Here is a 25,446-nt window from a genome sequence, read left to right on the forward strand (position 1 = left end):
AATTCTATGTTTTCATTTTCATTCAAAAACAGAATTGCTTTCTACTATATTATCAGCACTGGTTTATTGATTTCGGCGGTTTTTTTCGTCATTTATCAAATCATTGATCACAGTGTAAATGAGCATATTAATGAGGATATAAAAGATGAAGTAGAAAAGCATTTAAAAGAGATTGAAATTGATTACAACAATACCTACCTGATTCAAGTGGATCAATGGCGGGCCCGTGAGCACAACACCGTCAATGTGAATCCGGTTTTCGTCCAATTTTTTGATATAAACAACCAATTGATTGATAAATCTCCTAATTTAAAAGGGCTACAACTCAAAATGTACCCGGAGACTTTGAACAATAAATTCATAGACACCTACTTGAATAAAAAGCCAATCCGACAAATTCAGGTACCGCTTTTGGATAGGAAAAAAGTGATCGGTCATTTGTTTATCGCAATGTCCCTCGATGATTCGACAATGATTTTGAAGAATCTTGAAGAAACGCTCTTAATTGCTTTTCCACTGATTTTACTCGTTCTTTTCTTGATTGCTCGATTTATTGCCGGAAGAAGTTTAATTCCGGTTACACTGATTACAGAGACTTCAAGCAGAATTACCAAAGACAATCTGAAAGAACGCATTATTTTGCCAAAAAACAAAGACGAACTTTATGTACTTTCAAAAACCATCAACGAATTGTTGGAACGAATTGAAAAAGCGGTGCAAAGAGAAAAACAATTCACCTCAGATGCTTCGCACGAATTGAGGACACCATTGACTGTTTTGAAAGGAACTTTAGAAGTCTTGATAAGAAAACCCAGAACGCAAGCCGACTACGAAGAAAAAATAAAATACGGCATTGCCGAAGTGAATCGAATGAATAATTTGGTAGATCAGCTACTGCTGCTGGCTCGATTCGAAAATCAAATTCAAAGTTTAAAAACCGAAAAAGTGTATTTAAATGCCTTGATTTTGGATATTCTGACGCGCTATTCCTTGAAAATGAATGCCAAAAAAATCAGCATCAATCAATCTTTTTCAAAGGATTTTTATGTAGAGTCTGATAATTATTTGGTTTCCATAATCATTAGCAATTTTATTAGCAACGCCATCAAATATTCGAATGAAAATGGCACGATTTCCATTTCCCTTTCGAAAAATAATACCGCCACCGTTTGCACCATCACCGATAACGGCATTGGAATTCCAAAAGAAGATTTGGACAAAATTCTGAATCCATTTTATCGCTCCAATCCAACACTTCATCCTGAAATTAAAGGTTTTGGATTAGGACTTTCAATTGTAAAACGATTGGCAGAATTACTCCATATCCAATTCGAAATTCGAAGCGAAATCAATAAAGGAACAACAGTGGTTTTACATTTTTATTAATTTTGATATTTGTAGATTAAATAATACACCGTTTATCTGGGAAGTAAAGGAATTGAAAATATCACACTTAAATAACAAGCAATACAATTTTAACTTTAAACAATACTAATTATGAACGAAGCACATGTACACATGGTAGTAAACCATTTTCCAATTATCGGGACGATTTTGGGATTGGGAATTTTAATTGCAGGAATGATTTTGAAAAATACTTCGGTAAAAAACACCGCATATTGTCTGTTTGTAATTGCGGCTATTTTTGCTGCTATTAGTATGGGAACTGGCGAAGGAGCAGAGGAGATGGTGGAAGATATGCCTTCTGTTGGCAAAGAAATTATTCACGAACACGAAGAAATGGCCGAAAAACTGGCCATAGTTTTATATTCCTTAGGCGTAATTTCCTTAATTGGTTTGTTTGTAAATTATAAAAAGCATAGAAACGCCAGATCGGTTTCCTATATTGCAGTTGTAGTAGCCATCATTGGCGTATTTTTTGCGCAACAAACAGGAACAACAGGAGGAGAAATTCGTCACACCGAAATCCGACCTAACGCTGTTTCAGCTGGGGGTGCAGAGCAAAATGCTGCTGCTTTAGAAGAAGGGGAAAGCGAAAACAAAGAATAGTATTCTGATTTTTTCAAACAAAAAAAGAGGATAGTTTTCCAACTGTCCTCTCTTTTTCACAAATTAAACCAATTAAACTATCGTTTACAACTAGAAACAGTATTCATTTTCTGCCACTAATTTTGTGGTAATCAACTCTCTTAATCCAATGATATTCGGCATATTGGTGTACTTTGTAAAACGACGCAATCCCATCAACATCATTCGTTGTTCGTCGCCTTCTGCAAAAGAAATGACACTTTCTTTCCCTTTTTGAGTAACAACATCCACTGCTTTATACAAATATAATTTTGCCATCGCAATTTGTTCTTTAACTTGATCTTCACCCATTTTCTTAGCCATTTTTTCAGTTCTTAAAATAGTAGATTCCGCCATATAGATTTCAATCAAAATATCGGCTGCGGCGATCAATAATTGTTGGTGTCCTTCTAAATCAGGGCCGTATTTTTGAACCGCGCCGCCGGCAACCATCAGGAATGCTTTTTTTAATTTAGTCAACATTTCTTTTTCTTCTGAAAATAATTCAGAGTAATCTGGCGTATCGAATGAAGGAATTCCCATTAATTCTTCTTGAACTTTTGTGGCGGGTCCTAATAAATCAACGTGACCTTTGAATGCTTTTTTAATCAACATTCCAACCGATAGCATTCTGTTGATTTCGTTGGTACCTTCATAAATTCTGGCGATTCTGGCATCACGCCAAGCGCTTTCCATCGGTGTATCTTCAGAAAATCCCATTCCTCCAAAAATCTGAATCCCTTCATCAGCACAGTTTTGGACATCTTCAGAAACTGCCACTTTTAGGATAGAACATTCAATCGCAAATTCTTCCACGCCTTTTAGTTCGGCTTCTTGATGCGAAGTCCCCTCGGCTTCTCTGGTTGAAATTCTGTCTTCAATATCTTTTGCAGCTCTGTATGTCGCACTTTCGCCAGCATAACAAGAGGTTGCCATTTCTGCCAATTTGTATCGAATGGCTCCAAATTGTGAGATTGGAGTGTTGAATTGCACTCTTTCGTTGGCATATTTTACCGCTCCTGAAGTCACTCTTCGTTGCGCGTCCAAACAAGCGGCGGCAAGTTTTATACGTCCAACATTTAAGGCGTTCATCGCAATTTTAAACCCATTTCCTCTCTCCGAAAGCATATTTTCGACTGGAACCTTGGTGTCTGCAAAGAAAACTTGTCGCGTGGATGAAGCCCGGATTCCTAATTTATGTTCTTCTTCACCCATTGTAATTCCGTTACTTGGGTCATTTTCTACTATGAAACCGGTAATGTTTTTATCATCGCCAATACGGGCGAAGACAATGAATAACGAGCAAAATCCGGCATTGGAAATCCACATTTTTCCCCCTGTAATTTTATAATGTGTTCCATCCTCAGACAAAACTGCTTTTGTTTTTCCCGAATTGGCATCCGATCCTGCGCCTGGTTCTGTCAAACAATAAGCGCCAAACCATTCGCCAGAAGCTAGTTTTGGAACGTATTTTTGTTTTTGTTCTTCGGATCCGTACAAAGTAATAGGCATTGTTCCAATACCAGTATGCGCTCCGAAAGCCGTAGAGAAAGAGCCCGTTCCTCCGGAAATGTAATCACAAACCAAAACGGTATTTACGAATCCCATTCCCATTCCGCCATACGCTTCAGGAACGGCAACACTCAAAAAGCCCATTTCACCGGCCTGCCTCATCGTTTCTTCTGTAAAAGCGTAGTCTTTCTTCTCGTAGCGAACTTTGTTAGGCCAAATTTCCTTGTCTACAAATTCTTTTACAGAATCACGCATCATTATTTGCTCTTCATTGAAATCTTCGGGAGTGAAGATGTCTTCACATTTTGTCTCTTTTACGATGAATTGACCACCGCGTGTTTTATCAGTCATAATCAGCCCCCTAACCCCCGAAGGGGGAATTCCTACTAGGGGTAAGTAGGGTTTTAGTTTTTATACAGTATAATTTTATTTTTTATCACGAGAGTTCCCCCTTTGGGGGTTAGGGGGCTAATAACTCATAAATCCCCGCACTTCCTTGTCCAGTTCCTACGCACATAGAAACAATTCCATATTTACTTCCTCTTCGTTGCATTTCGTCGAATAGTTGAACGGATAATTTTGCTCCTGTACAACCTAGCGGATGTCCTAATGCAATGGCTCCTCCATTGACATTCACAATGTCAGGATTTAAACCAAGTTCTCTAATTACCGCCAAAGATTGAGAGGCAAAGGCTTCGTTCAACTCCACCAAATCAATATCTTTCAATTGCAATCCGGCTTGTCTCAAGGCTTTTGGAATGGCTTTCACTGGTCCAATTCCCATAATTCTTGGTTCAACTCCTGCTGAAGCAAAGTTGACCAAACGTGCAATAGGAGAGAGGTTTAACTCTTTTACCATTTCTTCACTCATAATCAAAACAAAAGCCGCACCATCGCTCATTTGAGAAGAATTTCCAGCAGTCACACTTCCGTCCGCTGCGAAAACGGGGCGCAAATTTGCCAATGCTTCCACCGAAGTTCCCGCTCTTGGGCCCTCGTCTTTATTTACGATGTATGATTTGGTTTCTTTTTTACCATTTTCATTTATGAAAGTTTGCTCCACTGAAATTGGTACAATTTGTTTGTCAAATTTACCTTCGGCTTGCGCTTTCAAAGCTTTATAATGAGATTGAAAAGCAAACTCATCTTGGTCGGCTCTAGAAATGTTGTATTGTTTGGCGACAGCTTCGGCAGTCAAACCCATTCCCCAGTAGTAATCCTCGTGACCGTCTTTGGCTAAGGCATAATCAGGAGTTGGTTTGTAACCTCCCATCGGGATAAAACTCATACTTTCGGCACCACCAGCAATGATACAATCTGCCATTCCAGACTGAATTTTAGCAGTTGCCATCCCGATGGTTTCTAGTCCTGAAGCGCAATATCTGTTGACGGTTACGCCCGGAACATCTTCAATTTTCAATCCCATTAAGGAAATCAATCGTCCCATATTCAATCCTTGTTCGGCTTCGGGCATCGCATTTCCAACCATTACATCGTCTATGCGTTTTTTGTCGAAATCCGGCAATTCATTCATCATAAATTGAATGGTTTCTGCGGCTAATTCATCTGGGCGCTTGAATCTAAATACACCTTTTGGGGCTTTTCCCACGGCAGTTCTGTATGCTTTTACTATATAGGCTGTTTTCATATTAGCCCCCTAACCCCCGAAGGGGGAATTCCTATTAGGGGTAAATAGGATTTTAAATCACATCTTTTTTATGGAAATGCGATATATTATTTTTTCAATTATTTAAAGAACTTCTTATATTATATAAATAGTATTTACAATTTTGAGAGTTCCCCCTTCGGGGGTTAGGGGGCTAATTCCTCAAAGGTTTCCCTTTTGTTAACATAAACTGAATTCTCTCTAATGTTTTCCTTTCGGTGCAAAGCGATAAAAATGCTTCTCTTTCAATATCTAATAAATATTGTTCGCTTACTAATGTTGGCTCTGATAAGTCACCACCAGCCATTACATAAGCCAGTTTGTTGGCAATTTTCTTGTCGTGTTCCGAGATGTATTTTCCAGCTTCCATTTGGTCGGTTCCTACCAAGAACATTCCCAAAGCTTGTTTTCCCAAAACTTTCACGTCACTTCTGCGAATAGGTTGAGTGTAACCGGCTTCTGCCATTAGTAAAGCGTGTTTTTTGGCTTCGGCAATTTGGCGGTCTTTGTTGACTACAACCACATCTTTTCCGTGTTGTAATATTCCCAAGTCAAAAGCTTCGTGAGCTGAAGTTGACACTTTAGCCATAGCCACTGTCAAGAAATATTCCTGCAAAACATTCAATTCGACATCGTTTTTACGGAATAAATCGGAAGCTCGCAACGCCATTTCTTTCGATCCGCCGCCACCCGGAATTACTCCAACTCCAAATTCAACCAATCCAATGTAGGTTTCGGCAGCAGCTACCACTTTATCGGCGTGCATACTCATTTCGCAACCACCACCCAAAGTCATTCCGTGAGGCGCAACCACAACTGGAATTCCGGAATAGCGTACGCGCATCATTGTATCTTGGAACATTTTGATGGCCATATTGAGTTCTTCGTATTCTTGTTCGACCGCCATCATAAATATCATTCCAATATTGGCACCCACAGAGAAATTCGCTCCTTGGTTTCCAATAACCAAACCTTGATATTCTTTTTCGGACAAATCGATGGCTTTGTTGATGGCCTGTAGAACGTCACCACCAATAGTATTCATCTTAGACTGGAATTCTAAATTCAAGATTCCGTCTCCTAAATCTTGTATAATAGCACCGCTGTTGCTCCATACTTTTTTGCTTTCGCGAATGTTGTTCAGGATGATAAAAGCGTCTTGTCCCGGAACTTTAATCTGTGTTTTATTTGGAATATTATAAAAATAAGTGGCTCCTTCTTTAACCGAATAAAAACTTGAAATTCCAGCACCTAACATCTCACTAACCCAAGCAGGTGAACTTAAACCTTCATCTTTGATCATTTCGATTCCATTAGCAACTCCAATGGCATCCCAAATTTCGAAAGGGCCGTTTTCCCAACCGAAACCTGCTTTCATCGCATCGTCGATTTTGTATAATTCGTCTGATATTTCAGGAATTCTATTGGAAACATAAGCAAACATTGCAGCGAAACTTCGTCTGTAAAATTCTCCTGCTTTGTCTTTTCCTTTTACTAAAACTTTGAAGCGATTGATGGGTTTGTCAATGGTTTTTGTTAGTTCTAAAGTGGCAAAAGATGCTTTTTTGGCAGGACGATATTCTAAGGTGTCTAAATCTAATGAGAGAATGTCTCTACCTTCTTTTTTATAAAAACCTTGCCCTGTTTTGCTTCCCAACCATTTATTCTCCATCATTTTGTTGATGAAATCCGGTAATTTGAATAATTCGTGTTGTTCGTCGTTCGGGCAGTTTTCGTAAATTCCGTTGGCAACGTGTACCAAAGTATCCAAACCAACGACATCAACCGTTCTGAAAGTCGCCGATTTTGGTCTTCCGATGACTGGACCTGTAAGTTTGTCGACTTCTTCGATTGTTAAACCTAATTCTTTAACCAAATGGAATAAACTTTGGATTCCGAAAATTCCAATTCGGTTTCCAATAAAAGCGGGAGTATCTTTGGCCACGACCGAAGTTTTGCCCAAGAATTTCTCTCCATATATAGTCAGGAAGTCCAATACTTCGGTTGAAGTCTGTGGACCCGGAATAATTTCGAATAATTTTAGATAACGCGCAGGATTAAAAAAGTGTGTACCACAGAAGTGTTTCTGAAAATCTTCGCTTCGTCCTTCGCTCATAAAATGAATGGGGATTCCCGAAGTGTTTGAAGTGATTAAAGTTCCCGGTTTGCGGTATTTTTCGATTTGTTCGAACACCATTTTTTTGATGTCCAAACGCTCCACTACTACTTCAATAATCCAATCGACATTGGCAATCTTAGCCATATCATCGGTGGTATTTCCAGTCGTAATTCGGCTAGCGAATTTCTGATGATAAATAGGCGAGGGCTTTGATTTTAAAGCATTTTGAAAATGTTCGTTGACCAATCGATTGCGAACAATTTTGCTGTCTAATGTCAATCCTTTTTTGGTTTCGGCATCAGTGAGTGCGTTGGGAACAATGTCCAAAAGTAATACTTCGACCCCAATATTGGCAAAATGACAAGCAATTCCTGAACCCATAATTCCAGACCCAATTACTGCTACTTTTTTAATAGTTCTTTTCATTATCAACTGTTTATAGTTTTATTCCGCTGCGCTCCATACAATTCGGCTACGCCTCGGGTTTTGTTTATGGTTTATAGTTATTAGATCATAATCTATTTTCTATTATCTATATTCTAATCTCTTTTTCTTCTAAAATATCTTCTTCTCCGAAATTAATTCATTGATGATATCTGAAACTTCAAGGAAATTTTGAAGTTGTTCAGGAGTAACATTTTGCTTTACAACATTATTAAATTGAAGCACCGTATTTTTAGACAATTCTCGTTTTTCTTTTCCAAATTCTGTTAGGTAAAGCAATACCCCACGACCATCAACTGGATTGGGTTTTTTATAAATCAACCCTTTTTCTTCCATATTTTTTAAGGTCCTTGTCAAACTTGTTGCTTCCATTCCCATCTTTGGGCCTAAGGCTGTTGACGGGGTTCCTTCTTCCTTGTCTATACTTAGTAATGCAAAACCTGTTGCCATCGTTGCGCCGTATTTGGTAGCTTCTTCATTGTACATTCTCGACACTGCTTGCCAGGTGGCTCTAAGTATATAGTCAATTGTTTTTTCTTTCATATTTTTACTATAACGATTTCAAAGATAATAAAAAATACTATGCACGCATAATAAATGTATTTTTTTTATAAAAAAAAACTCCTCACGAAATTGAGGAGTTGTTTTAAAGGGATTAATTTCTATTTCATTTTGCCTAAAGTTAAAGCTACGGAAGCTCCGACTAATGCGCCAATTACGGTAGATATAACAACATCTAAAACTATATTTTGATAATTCACAGGCATATTAGAGTACATAAAAAAATTCATAGATAAACTAGTAAAAAATCCAATAATTGCCCCTGCCTTCATTCCTGAGAGCGGTATTGTGATTCCCGCCCACTTGGTAAAAATAAAAGCGATAAAAAGACCAAATGTTAAACATCCCAAAAAAGTAAAAACTAGATTCATATCTTCACCTTCTGGATAAATATCCTTAAAAAGAATTCCGTAAAACACCCATCCTAAAAGGAAGTTAACAAACCCACCTACAATTCCCGAAACTAATAAATTTTTCACATTCATAATTTTTGATTTAATTGGTTTATGATATAAATGTATTAAATAATCGGATGGACTAGTCTTTAATTTGTTAAAATTATTAACTATTTGCAATATTATAATGTTAACAATATAGTTTAAGTGATTTTTTTATGATTTTTTCAAGAAATCTCCATTATTAACATCCTTCAAAAATTGGATAATACCAGGAAAATAATGTTGCTGATCGTCATATTGCGAGCAATGGCTTCCGTTTGGACAAAATAAAAATCGTCCATTTTGTACTTCTTTTGAAATCCATTTCATATGTTCTGGATCCATTGTATCGTATTTAGAACCGATAGCTAAAGTAGGTACTGTCAATGTTTTTAATTTTGAAGTGATATCCCAGTCTTTTAAGGTGGCATCTCCGGTAATTCCAAACTCACTCGGGCCTTGCATATAAACATATACATTGGGATTTAAATGCTTGAACGCTCTATTTATGGATTCCGGCCATTTGTCAATCGGCAGTCTCAGAATATGTTCTGTGTAATAGTATTTGAATAGCAGTTCAGTATATTTCGGATTGGAATAGTCTTTGTTTTTTTCGAATGTTTTGATTTGGTTGAAAACGGATGTTGGTAGTTTTGGACCCAATACTTCTTCAGCATATTTATTGTAAGCTGGTGCGCTTGCCATCATATTGGAAATGATTAAACCTTTCAGATTTTTTTGGTATTTCAGCGCATATTCCATTGCGAGAATACCTCCCCAAGATTGCCCTAATAGATAAAAATTGGTATTGTCTAATTGTAAAGCTTTCCGAACTTGTTCTACTTCTTCTACAAATCGTTCTGTAGTCCAAAGTCGGTTGTCATTGGGTTGGTCACTATAATAGGAGCCTAATTGGTCGTAATAAATGTATTCTATACTTTCTTGCGGAAAATAGCCATCAAAACTTTCAAAGAATTCGTGTGTTCCGCCCGGTCCGCCGTGCAGCAGCAGTACTTTTATTTTAGGATTATTTCCCACTCTTTTTGTCCAAACATTGAATTTACCAATAGGAGTGGAGATGGGAATCATTTTGATTCCGCCTGTAAATTGGTCGTCGCGCTGAGTAAAGTCAAGGTAATTTGCTTTCAGCGCCTCGTCTGGGTTGTTTTTGCATCCACTAAATAATATAATACTCAATACTAGTAAACCGAAATTTTTGATTTTCATAATTAAATATTTTAACTATTTACGTTAAATACTATTTTACAATTGATGGTTTGCCTTCATTTTTACCCATAAATTTTACGAAATAAATCACTGTATTTTTCCATTACGATTTTTCGTTTTAACTTCATTGTTGGAGTGAGGTGTCCTCCATTTATGGACCAGACATCTGGGGTTAATTCGAAACGCTTGATTTTTTCCCAGTTCCCAAATTTTTCATTTAATCTATCCACTTCGTCTTGAATACGTTCAATAACTTTAGGATTTGAAATAATTTCTATATTGGTTTTTCCAACCGTTATTCCGTGGAGTCTTTCCCATTCTTTAATAAATTCAAAGTTGGGTTGAATGAAAGCGGCTGGCATTTTTTGGCCATCGCCGATCACCATAATTTGCTCAATAAAACGCGATTGTTTCATTGCATTTTCTAATAATTGTGGCGAAATGTATTTACCGCCAGAAGTTTTGAACATTTCTTTCTTTCGATCCGTAATTTTAAGAAAATTATCACTGTCCACTTCTCCGATGTCGCCAGTATGAAAATAACCATCAATTATGGCTTCATTTGTCAGTTTTTCGTCCTTATAATAACCCAACATAACATTGGGCCCTTTGCATAGAATTTCACCATCAGCAGCAATTTTAATTTCGACATTATTTATAATTCTACCAGCAGTTCCAATTTTGAATCCGTTATTTCTTTCATCATTTACTGAAATAACTGGTGAAGTTTCAGTCAAACCATAACCTTCCATTACTGGAATCTCTGCAGCAGCAAATATCCGAGCCAATCGGGGTTGCAACGCAGCACTTCCGTTTACAATTAAGTTTAATCTACCTCCAAGCCCAGCTTTCCATTTGCTGAAAATTAATTTTCTAGCTAACTTTAGTTGTAAATTATACATAAATCCGTTAGCTCCATTGGGTTCATATTGCAAACCTATTTCGACAGCCCAAAAGAATAATTTTTTCTTAATTCCTTTAAGTTCTGCACCTTTTGCAATTATTTTATCATACACTTTTTCAATTAATCGAGGAACACCAGTCATTACGGTTGGTTGCACTTCCTTGATATTGTCTGAAATTTTTTCTAGAGATTCGCCAAAATAAATAGAGCAACCCATAAATTGGTATATATAGGTAACCATTCGTTCGTAGATGTGGCAGATGGGTAAAAAACTTAAAGCTCGGCTTTCTCCTGCTGCAAAAGGAATTCTATCGGCAGAATCTAAAACATTAGAAACGATATTGTTGTGAGAAAGCATAACCCCTTTTGGTTGTCCAGTAGTTCCAGATGTGTAAATTATAGTAGCTAACTCTTGGGGTTTTACATTGCTTTTTCTATTTTCAACTTCCTCTTGGTTAGAGGGGTCATAGCCTAAAACAAGCAATTCATTCCAGTTTTTGCAACCATTAATTTCATTAAAGGAATATATTTCTTTGAGGTTCGGAACATTGTGTTTTATTGCATTAAGTTTAGCCAAAACCTCATTGTCAGAAACAAAACAATATTTGGCCTCCGAATGATTCAAAATATATTCATAATCATTTTCAGAAATAGTTGGATATATTGGCACATTTTGGGCACCAGTTTGAAGAATCCCAATATCCATTATATGCCACTCGGTTCTATTATTACTCGAAATAATCGCAATTTTATCATTTTTATTGACTCCCATTCGCAATAATGCTCTTGAAATGGCATTGGCTTTTGCAATATATTCTTCGGTGGAAGTTTGTACCCAAACACCGTTATACTTGGTAACCAAAGCATCTGAAATGTTAAAATGCTCCAATTGATAATAAGGAAAATCAAATAATCGGGTGATTTCTGTCATTGTGGTTTTGTTTTATACTGCAAATTAATAAAAAAAATGATGTTTTTATCCTTTTTATAAAAAAATAAGGAGTTGAAAAAATCAACTCCTTAAAAATAGGGTACTTAATAGCCAATTATTTTTTCTCAATCTACAGCCCAACATTCACAAGAAAAACTTAGTACTTCGTCGTAATTATATCTTTAGTTTCTTTTGGATAATTTGAAGACTCCTACCTTTTTTGGCTATTTTTAGCTTTATTCTGAGTTGTTTGACAATACGCTAAGTACTCTTTTAAATATCGTATTAGTAATGTTATCTACTAATTAGAATATTTTAGTCATAATATTCAATGATGCCAATGGAAAAAATTACTATACCAGAATCCTCTTAAAATTATTTTTTTATCGTCGGCAAATTTTAATAAATGGTTCAATTCAGTTTCGATCGGTCCATCAATTATCACATTGATTGTAGAAAAGGAATTGCGTCGCCCAACTTTTGATTGATGGTAAGCTGAGCGAATACTAGAGGCATTTGTGTCTTTATCACTTTTAATCTAGTATTTGTGTACTAATTCAAAATAATAGAAAAGGAAAATAAAAGAGCGCAAATTTATACCACATCAATAAGAATCGCAATTCCGTTAACCACTGATCAACCCAAACTTAAAATCCCTACTATCTTTTAACCGTTGAGTGATTGTATTAACTAACGACAAATATGCTATTTTTTTTTAATAAATTTTTATTAATGTTTTTAATGATTTTAATAAAATAAATTAATAGATATAGGGTATCTTTACTTTCTTATTTATTTTTCAGCATTAAATTGACTTGTAAATTATAACAAGCCCGTAGTGTAATCACAAACAAGTACGAGTTTAGATTTTAAATAGTTTAATTATTTATTTCGCAAGATTTGTATGTAATTCAAGGCAGTTTTATGATGCAACTAGCAGTTGGAAATCTGATGGTTTTAAATTTAAAATTGGTAATAAGCAGAATCATTTAATATCATCAAAATGATGCGATGGGTTGTAAATGATTGCTTTTTAGTAATATTTTAAATTTGTTCGTTAACTAAAAAGGCGCTCCTAATTTAGGAACGCCTTAAGTAGATAATTTGCAGCTTATTTTATTTTGTCAATCCATAACCGGGCATTCACAAAAGCTTCGTGCCAAGGTGAAACTGCGTCGTTTCTGTCTTTTGGATAATGCGCCCAGTTCCATTGAAAAGTCGAACGCTCAATATGTGGCATCATTACCAAATGTCTTCCGGTTACATCGCAAAGCATAGCTGTGTTATAATCAGAACCATTAGGATTTGCTGGATAACTTTCGTAGCCGTATTTCCCAACGATGTTGTAGTTTTCTTCTCCCATTGGCAAATGGAATTTCCCTTCTCCGTGCGAAACCCAGACTCCTAAAGTTGCTCCAGCCAAAGTCGATAACATCACCGATTTGTTTTCTTGAATCGTTACCGAAGTAAAAATACTTTCGTGTTTGTGACTGTTGTTATGCAACATTTTTCCGTGAACTTCGTGTTCTGGATTTATTTTTTCTAATTCCATTAATAATTGACAACCGTTGCAAATTCCAACAGACAAAGTATCTTCTCTTTTGAAGAAATTGTCTAAAGCGGTTTTTGCTTTTTCGTTGTATAAAAATGCTCCAGCCCAACCTTTTGCAGAGCCTAAAACATCGGAATTCGAGAATCCTCCAACAGCTCCGATAAACTGAATGTCTTCCAATGTTTCACGACCCGAAATCAAATCGGTCATATGAACGTCTTTCACATCAAAACCTGCCAGGTACATTGCATTGGCCATTTCTCGTTCGGAATTACTTCCTTTTTCACGAATTATAGCTGCTTTTGGTCTTGGTTTTGAATTGTCTATGCTAGGTAGTTTCCCAGTGAAATGAATTGGAAAAGTATAGTTTAATGCTTGGTTTTTGTAATTTTCGAACCGTGCTTGTGCCGTTCCGTTTTTGGCTTGTTTTTGGTCTAATAAGAATGAAGTTTTAAACCAAATATCTCTGTGCTTCGCAATATCCAAATTATAAATTCCAAATTCCAATAAAGCAGTAGATTGGACTGTTCCGATTTTAAAGAATTCAATTTTATTTTTTCTTAATTGATGCTCAATTATTGCATCTTCTTTTGCTTGAATTACAACTCCAATATTTTCAGAGAATAAGATTTTAATCAAATCTTTTTCTTCAAAAACAGAGAAATCAATTTTGGCTCCCAAATTCACATCGGCAAAACACATTTCTAATAATGTAGTAATCAATCCACCACTTCCGATGTCGTGACCCGCCAAGATTTGATTGTCTAAAATCAATTCTTGTAAAGTATTGAAAGCATTTTTGAAGAAGCTAGCGTCTTTGATAGTTGGTGCTTCGTTACCGATAGCATTCAAGGTTTGTGCCAATGAAGAACCGCCTAATTTGAAATCGTCTTGCGACAAATTGATGTAGTAAATTGAACCAACTGTCATCCCATCGCTATGGGATCTCAAAACAGGTTCCACTACTTTTCGAATATCAGTACAATTTCCAGCTGCCGAAATGATAACGGTTCCTGGTGCGATTACTTCGTCGTTTGGATATTTTTGCTTCATCGAAAGCGAATCTTTTCCGGTTGGAATATTGATTCCTAATTCGATGGCAAAATCTGAACAAGCCTCAACAGCAGCGTATAAACGCGCGTCTTCTCCTTCGTTTTTACAAGCCCACATCCAGTTGGCAGATAATGAAATTCCTTTCATTCCGTCTTTGATGGGAGCCCAAACGATATTCGATAACGATTCGGCAATCGCTGTTCTTGTTCCTGCAACTGGGTCAATTAATGAGGCGATAGGAGAGTGCCCAATGGAGGTGGCAATTCCTTCTTTTCCTACATAATCCAAGGCAACCACACCACAATTGTTCAAAGGCAATTGCAAAGGCCCAGCACATTGTTGTTTAGCTACTTTTCCACCCACGCAACGATCGACTTTGTTGGTCAACCAGTCTTTACAAGCCACTGCTTCCAATTGCAATACCTGCTCCAAATAAGAGGAAATATTTTTTACATTATACTCTACTGCTGGATAATTGTAATGGATAGTTTTATCCGTCATTACGGTTTTTGGCGAACTTCCGAAGAAATCTTCCAAAGCGTAATCCATCGGTTTTAAACCAGTCGTTTTTGATTCGAATGTAAAACGATGATCCGCTGTTACGTCACCCACTTGATACATTGGCGAACGTTCCCGATCTGCAATTTTTTGAAGTAAATCAATGTTTTCTTTGCCAATAACCAATCCCATTCTTTCTTGGGATTCGTTACCAATTATTTCTTTTGCCGAAAGGGTAGGGTCACCCACCGGTAATTTATCCAAATCAATGAGTCCACCCGTTTCTTCGACCAATTCCGAAAGACAGTTCAAGTGTCCACCGGCCCCGTGATCGTGAATGGAAACAATTGGATTGTTATCGCTTTCTACCAAAGCCCGAATGGCATTGGCAGCCCGTTTTTGCATTTCAGGGTTCGAACGTTGTACGGCATTCAACTCGATTCCAGAACTCATCGCTCCAGTATCGGCAGAGGAAACCGCAGCTCCACCCATTCCAATTCTATAATTTTCTCCGCCAAGAATAACAATTTTGTCGCCTTCTTGAGGTTTGTGTTTGATGGCTTGATCTAGTTTTCCGTAACCAATACCACCCGCTTGCATAATTACCTTGTCGTAACCTAATTTGCGATTGTTCTCTTCGTGTTCGAAAGTCAAAACGGAGCCGGTAATCAATGGTTGCCCGAATTTATTTCCAAAATCAGATGCACCATTCGATGCTTTGATCAAAATATCCATTGGTGTTTGATACAACCATTTTCTTTCAGCAACAGCTTCTTCCCAAGGATGATTTTCTTCTAATCTTGAGTAAGAAGTCATGTAAACCGCAGTTCCCGCCATTGGCAACGAACCTTGTCCACCTGCCAAACGGTCGCGAATTTCTCCTCCTGAACCCGTTGCCGCTCCGTTGAAAGGCTCTACAGTGGTTGGGAAATTATGTGTTTCTGCTTTTAAAGAAATAACGGAATCAAACTCCTTTACTTCGTAAAAATCTGGCTTGTCGGCAGTTTTTGGGGCAAATTGTTGTACTCTTGGTCCTTTAACAAAAGCCACATTATCTTTGTAAGCCGAAACGATATCGTTCGGGTTTTCAGCAGATGTTTTTTTGATTAATTTAAAAAGAGAAGTTTCTTTTTCAACCCCGTCAATAATAAAAGTTCCATTGAAAATCTTGTGGCGACAGTGCTCTGAATTGGCTTGCGAGAAAGCGAAAATCTCAGAATCTGTTAATTTTCGTCCTAATTTGGTAGCCAAATTGTCTAGATATGCTACTTCTTCTTCGCTTAATGACAAACCTTCGGATAGATTGTAAGCAGCAATATCATCAATATTTAAGATGGCTTCGGGTTGAATGTGGATGGTAAAAATGTCCTGATTCAGCTCAGAATATTTTTGCGAAAGCATTGGATCAAAATCAGCAAAATCAGCTGATACTTTTTGAAATTCTTCGATTCGAATGATTCCAGAAATCCCCATATTTTGGGTAATCTCCACTGCGTTAGTACTCCAAGGCGTGACCATAGTGGCACGAGGACCAACAAAAAAATCCGACAATACGGATTTTTCTATTTTATATGCGTCGGCAAAAAGCCAGTTGAGTTTTGAAATGTCTTGAGTCGATATTTCGCTTATTGTTTGAACTGCAAAAATTGTCTTGCTTTGGTTTTCAAAGAAATGGATCATTGTTTGTGTAGTTTGTTGTATTGCGCTGCAAATTTAGGGAATTCAGACTTAAAAAAAAAGCGGCAATTTAGCCGCTTAGAATTTAATTGATGATAATTTTTTCAGTCCTTGATTTTGAATCTTTGGTCACTTTTACGAGATAAGTACCTTTTTGAAGGCTATTCACAGGCAGAGTTTCCGCAGTAATATTATAATTTCCGTATACTTTTTGTCCCAACAAGGAAAATATTTCGACCGAATGTTTACTATTAGCTTCATCAAAAATGATGTTGAAATTTCCTTTGGATGGATTTGGGTAAATTTTGAAATCTTTTAGAAGTACTTTTTCAAGCCCTAAACCAGAAAAACAGGTCCAGGATAGGTCGTCGAATGCTACACGATTTGACGAAGAACTATTATCAGTAATACTAATAACGACATCACCTTGAATATTAATTCCCGAAACTGTTGTGGTTGTTGACACACCAGTAGTACTATAAGGAATAGTTCCTACTATATTTCCATTCACACGGAGCTTAAATGTACCGCTAGTTCCTGAATATCTTAATTGAGTGGTAACAGTTAAATTGCCAATACCGTCTGCAGCTGTGGACGCTGAAAGTGAACCGTTTCTTATGCAAATTGCTCGGGTCGTATTCACTTTTTCATCTGTTCGTGCATCGGTTGCGGTCCAATTTATGCCTGAATCACCGGACCAAGTTCTATTTAAATAGGCTGAAGATGAAGCTGGAATGTTTTCGAAACTTTCGCTGGCGCAAGATGATGTTGCCACTGTAGTTGTCCCATTTACAGCAGTACTTTGAGGTGAAGAATTTGTTGCTGCATCTTTAGCAATCACATAAAATGAATACGTTGTAGATGGTGCTAGGCCATTAATCAAGGCAGTTGTACCTGCAACAGTAGATTTAAAAGCTGAATTGACGTAAACATCATAACTAGTTACTCCAATATTATCCGTGCTAGCGGTCCAAGTCAAAGTTACGGTACTCGACGAACTTGAGCTAACTGCTAGGTTTGTGGGAGCAGTAGGATTTTGTGTGTCCGGTACAGCAATAGTCGTTGTACCATTCGCTGTGTTACTTGCCGGAGAAGAGTTCACGGCCGCATCTTTTGCAATGACATAAAAAGAATATGAAGTTGATGCAGCTAGTCCAGCTATTGTTGTGGAAATACCCGTAACAGAAGTTTTCAAAGCCCCATTCAAATAAACATCATAACTGGTTACAGCTACATTATCGGTTCCTGCGGTCCAACTTAAGGAAACGGTGCTTGAGGTGGTACCTGTCACCACTAGGTTTGTTGCTGCTGTTGGATTCTGAGTATCAACAGTTGGATTCCATATTTTTTGCACGTATTCAGGATGATCAATAAAAGGATTTCGGTTGTTTTGTCTTGCATAAATAGCATTATTACGAGCTATTTCTCTTGCATTTACAGGGTCTTGAGCGTGCCAAATTAATAACATATTCAGAAATGCAGTTGTAAATACTTTATCACTCGAACCATCAAACATATCGTAATTGTAGCCTGCAACATTATTTTCATATCGTGTGGCAAAGTAAAAATACATCCTTGCAATATCGCCTTTGAACTCATCAATTGGTTCGAAAACTGTTCCAGAATATCCTGAAACAGCACTTGAACCTAATTTACTTCCATTCAAAGTTGTTTTTGAAGCTGAGGCAACATTTCCGTGTGGAAAAGCACTTCGAAGTCCATTAACTTTACCATCAGTTGGCGTGATGGAATGAGCGTCCGAAACCATTGGAGGGTTTTTATTAAAAACAGATTGTGGAATTATGTGTTCTCTATTATAGCAATCACCTTCAACAGAGTAATTTCCGCATTTATCTGTCAAGGAAGATGTAGAATAAGTGTAAGGATCGATTCCCGTTGGATTTTCAGAATACATATCTAAAACAGTTCCGTCATTTTCGTAATAATAATCTCTATCCGAGGTCAAGTATGTTGTATATAAACCATCATATCCATTATCAATATGATCTTTTATGATGTTGTACAATTGAGTCTTTAATGCATATCCTGTACCAGTTGCAGTTGAATAATATCCGGTAGGAATTTGAGCGAACGAAAAAAGTGAAAATAGTAGTGTTGTAAAAAGTAATTTTAGTTTCATTGAAGTAATTTAAAAGGTTATTTTGGATGGCAAAAATAGTTTATACAAATTCTTCTCTCAAAAGTGTAATGTTAAATAATCACTATTTTTTTGGAAATGGCTTGTTTTGATACGCACCTAAATCTGGGGGCAAGGTTCTTGAATTTCCAATAATATCAATAGGAATGTTATAAGTAGCATTGCCTTCGGCGAAAGCCGCAGAAGTATTGTCAATATTGAGTTTGTTGTCGTCGGTTTTAAAGAATTTTGGATCTTGGTTTTGAATAATGCCGTTGTAGTGCACAGGATCCGTATAGAATTGATATAGAGGATTATTGGTGTATTGATTTGAAGTATTATCAAACTTAATTAAGCAATTGTTGAATTTGTATTCAAACGTTGCTCCCTCTTTTTTATTTAGAATCATTTCATTCGAATAAGAACCATAAATAATACAATTGTTGAAAGTAGCTTGGGTCAAATTTTTTACTTCTGGGGTTGCACCCGTGTAATAATTATTGACTAAAAGTGCCACTTGGCTGGAACTAGCCCAATTATTATTTAAAGTGCAATGTGTAAATTTATAATCACCACCATAAGTACAAGCTAAACTGCCTAAACCAGCGTTATTGATAGCCAGGTTTTCTCCATTAATTTTGGCTGTTTGGGCAAGAATTCCATAATTCGAAGAATTGTAAATTTGTGTGTTTTTAATTTGCACAGTGGTGCCGTTGTTGTTCTGAATCAACAAACCTATAGTCGCATTTTTGATGGTCAAATGATCTATTTTGTGATTTGTACTTCCGTCGGTAAGCCAAATAGCGCCCCATTGGCCAGGAACATCCGAAAAATCAGGTTCTAATCGATCTCCTTCAAAAATGACTTCATTTTCTAACTTATCGGTTGTAGAAACAGCTCCATTTACATTCAATGCAGCGTTTGTGGCTAAGATAAGTCCTGAAAAAGCGTGAAAATGCACTCTCGCTCCCGGATTAAAAGTCACTGTTTTCTTGGAAGGCACGGCTGCATAGCCATAAATGACGTACGGTTTTTTGTTGGTAAAAATAAGTTCATTCCCATTGACAGGGTCATTTTCATCGAGAAAGAAACCATAAATTTCCTCATCACCAATGGGCAGTGTTTCTGTTGTTCCATCAGCATATTTTTTGGGATACAGAAAAATAGCGTCTTGAATCAGTGTCACTAATTCCACTTTTTGTAGATTGGTTCCGCCGTCAAACAAAATCTGATCGGTATATAAAAAATCTTTTGGGTTAGTATCGGCAATATTAGCCGTTGTTTCAATAAAAATATAAAGACTATCCTTGGCTAAAAGAGTCACATTATTGAAAATTTTTCCTTGATTTCCAATGGTTCCGTCCACTGTCATTCGATACTTAGAATTGAGTCCTTTTCCTAATTGTATCGTTGGAATAGTAATGTCATTTTTACTACGATTATAGACTTTGAGTGTGTAGGTACTTGACCCTATATTAGTGAAAACTGTATCCAAATAAATGGTGTCTTTAGAAAATTTTAAATCTCCAGTACTGGCTACGGTTTCAAAATCGGTTCGACAAGAACTAAGGGCAATTAGAAAACCTATAAAAAACAAAAAGATAAACTTACGCATTGCGATGGATTTTTTTGTAAAAATAGGAAATTCTAATTGTATTCTAGAAGTAAATTTAAAATTGAACTTAGATTAACATTTGTTTTTACTGTCTTTTATCTAAATTTACACTTTTAAAGCAAAATCAATGACTTTCGACAAAGACAAAATACTGCATTATTGCAATTCTATTTCAAAAAATACTTTAATGCAAACCCTGAATATTCAGTACACCGATGCCGGTCCTGATTTTCTAACTGCGACTATGCCAGTCAATCCTTCCGTTCATCAACCTATGGGATTGTTGCACGGTGGAGCTACTGTAGCTTTGGCCGAAAGTGTGGGCAGTGCCGCTTCATTTTTATTTGTAAATGGCGAACACAGCGAAGTACGTGGTATAGAAATTTCTGCCAATCACGTCAAATCCAAACGCAACGGAATGGTCACCGCTACTGCACGAATTATTCACAAAGGCAGTAGTATACACCTTTGGGAAATTAGAATTGTAGATGAAAATGAATCGCTAATTTCGATTTGTAAGTTAACGACAATGGTTTTACCAAAAAGAAAAACTAAGGATTCGTAATGGAAGTAATTTTAGAAAAAGCAAAGCATCATTTCGAACAAAATCTACCTTTCGTACTCTATTGCAAACCCAATTCCGATACGATTATTGGTATTTTTCAGCAAAATGACAGTTTGTACACGGTAACTGATTTTACTGAAAAAGGTTTTGTTTTTGCTTCTTTTGACGGAAGTAAAACGTTCCTAATTCCTGAAAATGAGTCAGAGGTGATGAAAGTTGATTTTCAAAAAAAGGCAATGACTTTTTTTGAAAAAGAACCCAATCCAACCGATGAAACCGCTAAAAACCAATTCGAAAACTTGGTCAAAAAAGGACTTCAGGCTATAGAAAATCACGAATTCAAAAAAGTGGTTTTGTCTCGAACAGAAACGCTTGATTTGGTCAATTTTGATAGTATTGCGGCCTTTGAAAATTTAGTGCAGTTATATACCAACACTTTTGTTTATTGTTTTCATCATTCCAAAGTGGGAACTTGGTTAGGAGCTACTCCTGAGCAATTGGTACAGGCGAATCAATCTGAATTCAAAACCATCGCTTTGGCTGGAACTCAAAAAGACACTGGTCTAAATGAGGTGATTTGGCCAAAAAAAGAACAAGAAGAACAACAATTTGTCACGGATTATATAGTAGAAAAACTAAAAAATGTGGCTTCCGAACTCTTGGTTTCGCAGCCTTACAGCTTCAAAGCAGGGAGTATTTGGCATATCAAAACCGATATTTCAGGAACCTTGAATACGAGTTCCAGTCTGAAACTAGTAATTCAATTATTGCATCCAACGCCTGCAGTTTGCGGCTTTCCAAAGGATCAATCCAAAGCATTTATCTTAGAAAACGAAAAGTATGACCGTAATTTTTACACCGGTTTTTTGGGAGAATTGAATATAGGAGAAAAATCAGATTTGTTTGTAAATTTGCGATGTATGCAAAAAGTTGATTCTAAAGCTCATTTATTTATGGGTTGTGGCATTACAAAAGACAGTATTCCCGAAAAGGAGTGGGAGGAAAGCAAGAATAAAGCAATGACGATGAAAAGAATTTTGTAAAATTGAACACAGATTCTTCGGATTTACTTCGTAAAGACGCGGATAAAAACGAATTTTAAAAAAAATAAACAGTAACTCAATTTAAACAGAAATATAAAATCCGTTTTTATCCGCGTTTTCGCATTGCGAATCAGCGTTTATCCGTGTACTAAATTAATAAAAAAAGTAAATGAAACTAGACATATTAGCTTTCGGTGCACATCCAGATGATGTGGAATTAGGTTGCAGCGGAACCATAGCCAAAGAAATTTCATTAGGCAAAAAAGTAGGTATTATTGATTTGACTCGTGGTGAACTTGGGACTCGCGGTTCGGTCGAAATAAGAAATCAAGAAGCTGCTGCGGCTGCCAAAATATTGGGAGTTACCGTTCGCGAAAACCTCGATATGCGCGATGGCTTTTTTGTAAATGACGAGGCACATCAGCTGTCAGTTATCAAAATGATTCGGAAATACCAACCTGAAATCGTGATTTGCAATGCCATTGAGGATCGTCATATCGATCACGGAAAAGGCAGTCAGTTAGTTTCTGATGCTTGTTTTTTGTCGGGATTGCTTAAGATTAAAACTGAAATAAACGGAGAAAATCAAGAAGCTTGGCGCCCCAAATTAGTGTATCATTACATTCAATGGAAAAATATAACTCCCGATTTTGTAGTTGATATCAGTGGTTTTAATGACAAAAGAGTAGAAGCCATTTTAGCCTACAGTTCCCAGTTTTACAATCCAAATTCCAACGAGCCCGAAACCTTGATTGCTTCAAAAAATTTCTTAGAAAGCCTTAATTATCGCCCTCAGGATTTCGGAAGATTAATTGGAACAGATTTTGCCGAAGGATTTACGGTCGAAAGATACGTGGCAGTCAATAGTTTAGGCGATTTGATATAATTTTTTGGTATTTTTCTTTGCAAAAGCAAACTTAAGTATTATATTTGCACTCGTTAAAAAATGGTGGTTGTAGCTCAGCTGGTTAGAGTATTGGTTTGTGGTGCCGAGGGTCGCCGGTTCGAACCCGGTCAGCCACCCAGAACGCAAAAGCTTCGAAGAAATTCGAGGCTTTTTTTGTGGAAAAAATTTGCTGTAAAAATTCATCAAACTTCTCAAATGGTCTAGAATATTTTCCTAAATTGCAGATTATTAATTCATTAAATAAAAGTATTATGGGGACATTTTTAATTAGCAAAAGAAAAAATGAAGAGTTTCAGTTTGTATTAAAAGCTGGAAATGGTCAAGTTATCCTTGCAAGTGAAGGTTACAAAACAAAGGCTGCTTGCGATAACGGAATTGAATCAGTAAGGAAAAATTCGCAATTGGTCGAAAGATTTGATCGATTGGAATCCACAAATGGAAAGCACTATTTCAATCTTAAAGCATCCAACGGTCAAATAATTGGCAATAGCGAGATGTATGAATCTGCAGCTGCTCGTGATAATGGAATAGAATCTGTTTTTAAAAATGCTCCAGAGGCCGATATAAAGGAAGATTTATAATCGAATCGTATTGATAAAAAAAACAAAAGCCTCGAAAAATTTTCGAGGCTTTTCATTTACTATTTAACTAATTCCTTAGTTCCCACTTTTATCAACTACAGGACGATTGTCTCTATTGGCCAATTCCCACGCAATAGCAAAAGCGAGCTGAGTTCTCTTGGTTAACGCATCAAATTCAATTTTTTCTACTTCGTCCGTCGGTTTGTGATAATCGGCGTGAACTCCATTGAAAAGAAAAACAGAAGGAATTCCGTTTTTGGCAAAATTGTAATGGTCGGAACGGTAATAATACCGATTTGGGTCTGTACGATCATTGAACTTGTAATCTAACAATAAATTGACATGTTTTTTATTGGCGTCTTCACAAATGTTAAACAAATCGGTTGACAGATAGTCCGAACCTATAATATATACGTAGTTATTGGAATCTTTATGGAACTCATCGCTTCGACCAATCATATCGATATTGATGTCGGTTATGGTATTAGCTAAAGGAAACAGCGGATTTTCAGCGTAAAAACGCGATCCATGAAGTCCGTGTTCTTCGCCGGTAACATGCAGAAATAAAATGGAACGTTTTGGTCCGTGGCCTTCATTTTTGGCTGTTTTGAATGCTTGAGCAATTTCAAGTAAAGCAACTGTTCCAGAACCATCGTCATCGGCACCGTTGTAAATTTCACCATTTTTTACACCTACATGATCGTAATGTGCTGAAATTACTATGATTTCATTCGGTTTTTCAGAGCCTTCGATAAAGGCCCAAATATTTTCAGAATCAGGCAAATTTTCATTTCGTTTGGCATTCAAATAGGCCGCCGGAATTCTTTGGTAAAATTCTGTTGCCCCTTTTGGGAAAGAAATTTTATTTGCTTTGTATTGCTTAATAAGATAATCACCCGCTTTTTTCTGTCCAGCCGAGCCCGTTTCGCGGCCTTCCATTTCGTCAGAAGCTATAATTGAAAGGTGCGTTTTCAAGTCGGTGGCTGTGATGGTTTTAAGGTACTTTGTGGGTGGCACATCAGAAACGCTGTTCTTTTGTGAAGTGCAAGAAAGGGTAGTCGCTAATACGACTAGGCAAAGGAGTTTTTTCATTATCAAGAATTTATTATGTTGCATTCAAATTTGATTGTTAGTGGACTAGAACTTCATCTAAGAAAATTTTAAAATGTTCCCAGGATCTGTTTGCTGCTTTTTCATTATAAGCTGCTCCTTTCGAGTTATCATTTCCAGATTCAGGATTGGTAAACGAATGAACGGCATTGGCATAATAAATCATCTGCCAATCGGCTTTTGCATCCCGCATTTCTTTTTGAAAGGCTTCGGTTTCGGCGGAAGGTACATAAGGATCATCGGCGCCGTGACAAACCAAAACCTTCGCTTTTATGGGTTCTGTTTTGCGAGCTGCATCTTTGCCTAATCCTCCGTGAAACGATACAACTCCTTTTATATTATAATTTGCTCTGGCCGCTTCAAGAGCCCCGGTACCGCCAAAACAATACCCAATAACTACTATATTATCTGGATTTGCACCCGCCTGAATTAATTGTTCTAAAGCTAAGCTTATTCGTTTTTGGTAGTCTTTATAATTGGTTTTGTAAAAACCTGCTATCTTGCCAGCTTGAGCGTAATCTTGCGGATAATTTCCTTGTCCGTAAATATCTGCAATAAATGCATAATAGCCTAATTTAGACAATTTTTCCGCGGTATCTTTGGATAATTTATCAATTCCCATCCAAGCCGGGAGGATTAGTATTCCAGCTTTAGTACTGCTCTTTTTTGCAGGATCGATTTTAAAACCATTTAGAATCTGATTCCCATCTTTATACTGTAGCGGTTTCAATTGCGAAAAAACGGAACTTGTTATCAAAATCATTCCGTAAATCAGGTATTTAACGTTTTTCATAACTTTAATTTTTTACAAATATGTACATAATAATTGTAGCGATGAGCAAAACAAAAGTTAATTCCTTTATCGCTACATAAATTAAT

The 25,446-nt window shown here is 36.8% G+C and carries 18 protein-coding genes and 1 tRNA gene; 7 read left to right on the forward strand and 12 right to left on the reverse strand.

All coding sequences use genetic code 11. The annotated features are described in order from the left end of the window. Positions 1-6: 6 nt before the first annotated feature. Positions 7-1,386, forward strand: coding sequence for a sensor histidine kinase (locus tag E1750_RS01670; protein ID WP_133275089.1), 1,380 nt, complete (start codon positions 7-9; stop codon positions 1,384-1,386). A gap of 111 nt (positions 1,387-1,497) precedes the next feature. Then, positions 1,498-2,010: a hypothetical protein gene (locus E1750_RS01675; RefSeq protein ID WP_133275090.1), complete on the forward strand. Its 513-nt coding sequence runs from the start codon at positions 1,498-1,500 to the stop codon at positions 2,008-2,010. A gap of 90 nt (positions 2,011-2,100) precedes the next feature. Here E1750_RS01675 and E1750_RS01680 read toward each other — a convergent pair whose 3' ends face one another. From E1750_RS01680 to E1750_RS01725, 10 genes are all read right to left on the reverse strand, one after another. Then, complete coding sequence (locus tag E1750_RS01680) at positions 2,101-3,891, reverse strand: acyl-CoA dehydrogenase family protein (RefSeq protein ID WP_133275091.1); 1,791 nt, start codon at positions 3,889-3,891, stop codon at positions 2,101-2,103. A 109-nt stretch (positions 3,892-4,000) separates the two neighbouring features. Continuing rightward, complete coding sequence (locus tag E1750_RS01685; protein WP_133275092.1) at positions 4,001-5,188, reverse strand: acetyl-CoA C-acyltransferase; 1,188 nt, start codon at positions 5,186-5,188, stop codon at positions 4,001-4,003. Between the two features lie 172 nt (positions 5,189-5,360). After that, complete coding sequence (locus E1750_RS01690) at positions 5,361-7,751, reverse strand: 3-hydroxyacyl-CoA dehydrogenase/enoyl-CoA hydratase family protein (protein WP_133275093.1); 2,391 nt, start codon at positions 7,749-7,751, stop codon at positions 5,361-5,363. Positions 7,752-7,880: 129 nt separating this feature from the next. Beyond that, positions 7,881-8,312 (reverse strand): MarR family winged helix-turn-helix transcriptional regulator, encoded by a 432-nt coding sequence (locus tag E1750_RS01695; protein ID WP_133275094.1) that lies wholly within the window; start codon positions 8,310-8,312, stop codon positions 7,881-7,883. Between the two features lie 119 nt (positions 8,313-8,431). Then, on the reverse strand, positions 8,432-8,809 hold the full coding sequence (locus E1750_RS01700; RefSeq protein ID WP_133275095.1) for a hypothetical protein: 378 nt from the start codon (positions 8,807-8,809) through the stop codon (positions 8,432-8,434). A gap of 132 nt (positions 8,810-8,941) precedes the next feature. Continuing rightward, the gene (locus E1750_RS01705; protein ID WP_133275096.1) at positions 8,942-9,994 is read right to left on the reverse strand and encodes a proline iminopeptidase-family hydrolase; all 1,053 of its coding nucleotides are present in this window, start codon (positions 9,992-9,994) and stop codon (positions 8,942-8,944) included. Positions 9,995-10,056: 62 nt separating this feature from the next. Then, positions 10,057-11,829, reverse strand: a complete 1,773-nt coding sequence (locus E1750_RS01710; protein ID WP_133275097.1) for an AMP-dependent synthetase/ligase — start codon at positions 11,827-11,829, stop codon at positions 10,057-10,059. 1,111 nt (positions 11,830-12,940) lie between these two features. Further along, positions 12,941-16,612 (reverse strand): phosphoribosylformylglycinamidine synthase, encoded by a 3,672-nt coding sequence (gene purL, locus E1750_RS01715; RefSeq protein WP_133275098.1) that lies wholly within the window; start codon positions 16,610-16,612, stop codon positions 12,941-12,943. 82 nt (positions 16,613-16,694) lie between these two features. After that, positions 16,695-18,749 (reverse strand): endonuclease, encoded by a 2,055-nt coding sequence (locus E1750_RS01720; RefSeq protein WP_133275099.1) that lies wholly within the window; start codon positions 18,747-18,749, stop codon positions 16,695-16,697. An 82-nt stretch (positions 18,750-18,831) separates the two neighbouring features. Then, positions 18,832-20,361, reverse strand: coding sequence for a hypothetical protein (locus E1750_RS01725; RefSeq protein WP_133275100.1), 1,530 nt, complete (start codon positions 20,359-20,361; stop codon positions 18,832-18,834). A gap of 127 nt (positions 20,362-20,488) precedes the next feature. On the opposite strand from E1750_RS01725, the gene E1750_RS01730 reads away from it, so the two are divergent. The 5 genes from E1750_RS01730 (at position 20,489) to E1750_RS01750 (ending at position 23,457) form a co-directional block, all read left to right on the forward strand. After that, complete coding sequence (locus E1750_RS01730; RefSeq protein WP_133275101.1) at positions 20,489-20,926, forward strand: PaaI family thioesterase; 438 nt, start codon at positions 20,489-20,491, stop codon at positions 20,924-20,926. Continuing rightward, the gene (locus E1750_RS01735) at positions 20,926-21,969 is read left to right on the forward strand and encodes an isochorismate synthase (protein ID WP_133275102.1); all 1,044 of its coding nucleotides are present in this window, start codon (positions 20,926-20,928) and stop codon (positions 21,967-21,969) included. The genes E1750_RS01730 and E1750_RS01735 overlap by 1 nt, the downstream gene beginning before the upstream one ends. A gap of 169 nt (positions 21,970-22,138) precedes the next feature. Then, the gene (gene bshB1 / locus E1750_RS01740; protein WP_133275103.1) at positions 22,139-22,855 is read left to right on the forward strand and encodes a bacillithiol biosynthesis deacetylase BshB1; all 717 of its coding nucleotides are present in this window, start codon (positions 22,139-22,141) and stop codon (positions 22,853-22,855) included. A gap of 63 nt (positions 22,856-22,918) precedes the next feature. Further along, positions 22,919-22,992 (forward strand) — tRNA-His (locus E1750_RS01745). Positions 22,993-23,127: 135 nt separating this feature from the next. After that, on the forward strand, positions 23,128-23,457 hold the full coding sequence (locus E1750_RS01750) for a YegP family protein (protein WP_133275104.1): 330 nt from the start codon (positions 23,128-23,130) through the stop codon (positions 23,455-23,457). A gap of 75 nt (positions 23,458-23,532) precedes the next feature. Here E1750_RS01750 and E1750_RS01755 read toward each other — a convergent pair whose 3' ends face one another. Beyond that, positions 23,533-24,549, reverse strand: a complete 1,017-nt coding sequence (locus E1750_RS01755) for a M28 family metallopeptidase (RefSeq protein WP_133275105.1) — start codon at positions 24,547-24,549, stop codon at positions 23,533-23,535. A gap of 37 nt (positions 24,550-24,586) precedes the next feature. Further along, on the reverse strand, positions 24,587-25,360 hold the full coding sequence (locus E1750_RS01760) for a dienelactone hydrolase family protein (RefSeq protein WP_133275106.1): 774 nt from the start codon (positions 25,358-25,360) through the stop codon (positions 24,587-24,589). Positions 25,361-25,446 lie beyond the last annotated feature (86 nt).

This window comes from Flavobacterium nackdongense (assembly GCF_004355225.1).
Classification (GTDB): Bacteria; Bacteroidota; Bacteroidia; order Flavobacteriales; family Flavobacteriaceae; genus Flavobacterium; species Flavobacterium nackdongense.

Excerpts from the sequence above, each read along its gene's own strand:
- E1750_RS01705 (WP_133275096.1), bottom strand. The coding sequence starts at position 9,994 with ATGAAAATCAAAAATTTCGGTTTACTAGTATTGAGTATTATATTATTT.
- E1750_RS01730 (WP_133275101.1), top strand. The coding sequence starts at position 20,489 with ATGACTTTCGACAAAGACAAAATACTGCATTATTGCAATTCTATTTCA.
- E1750_RS01750 (WP_133275104.1), top strand. The coding sequence starts at position 23,128 with ATGGGGACATTTTTAATTAGCAAAAGAAAAAATGAAGAGTTTCAGTTT.
- E1750_RS01720 (WP_133275099.1), bottom strand. The coding sequence starts at position 18,749 with ATGAAACTAAAATTACTTTTTACAACACTACTATTTTCACTTTTTTCG.
- E1750_RS01725 (WP_133275100.1), bottom strand. The coding sequence starts at position 20,361 with ATGCGTAAGTTTATCTTTTTGTTTTTTATAGGTTTTCTAATTGCCCTT.
- E1750_RS01675 (WP_133275090.1), top strand. The coding sequence starts at position 1,498 with ATGAACGAAGCACATGTACACATGGTAGTAAACCATTTTCCAATTATC.
- E1750_RS01735 (WP_133275102.1), top strand. The coding sequence starts at position 20,926 with ATGGAAGTAATTTTAGAAAAAGCAAAGCATCATTTCGAACAAAATCTA.
- E1750_RS01695 (WP_133275094.1), bottom strand. The coding sequence starts at position 8,312 with ATGAAAGAAAAAACAATTGACTATATACTTAGAGCCACCTGGCAAGCA.
- E1750_RS01680 (WP_133275091.1), bottom strand. The coding sequence starts at position 3,891 with ATGACTGATAAAACACGCGGTGGTCAATTCATCGTAAAAGAGACAAAA.
- bshB1 (WP_133275103.1), top strand. The coding sequence starts at position 22,139 with ATGAAACTAGACATATTAGCTTTCGGTGCACATCCAGATGATGTGGAA.
- E1750_RS01670 (WP_133275089.1), top strand. The coding sequence starts at position 7 with ATGTTTTCATTTTCATTCAAAAACAGAATTGCTTTCTACTATATTATC.
- E1750_RS01760 (WP_133275106.1), bottom strand. The coding sequence starts at position 25,360 with ATGAAAAACGTTAAATACCTGATTTACGGAATGATTTTGATAACAAGT.
- E1750_RS01755 (WP_133275105.1), bottom strand. The coding sequence starts at position 24,549 with ATGAAAAAACTCCTTTGCCTAGTCGTATTAGCGACTACCCTTTCTTGC.
- E1750_RS01710 (WP_133275097.1), bottom strand. The coding sequence starts at position 11,829 with ATGACAGAAATCACCCGATTATTTGATTTTCCTTATTATCAATTGGAG.
- E1750_RS01690 (WP_133275093.1), bottom strand. The coding sequence starts at position 7,751 with ATGAAAAGAACTATTAAAAAAGTAGCAGTAATTGGGTCTGGAATTATG.
- E1750_RS01685 (WP_133275092.1), bottom strand. The coding sequence starts at position 5,188 with ATGAAAACAGCCTATATAGTAAAAGCATACAGAACTGCCGTGGGAAAA.
- purL (WP_133275098.1), bottom strand. The coding sequence starts at position 16,612 with ATGATCCATTTCTTTGAAAACCAAAGCAAGACAATTTTTGCAGTTCAA.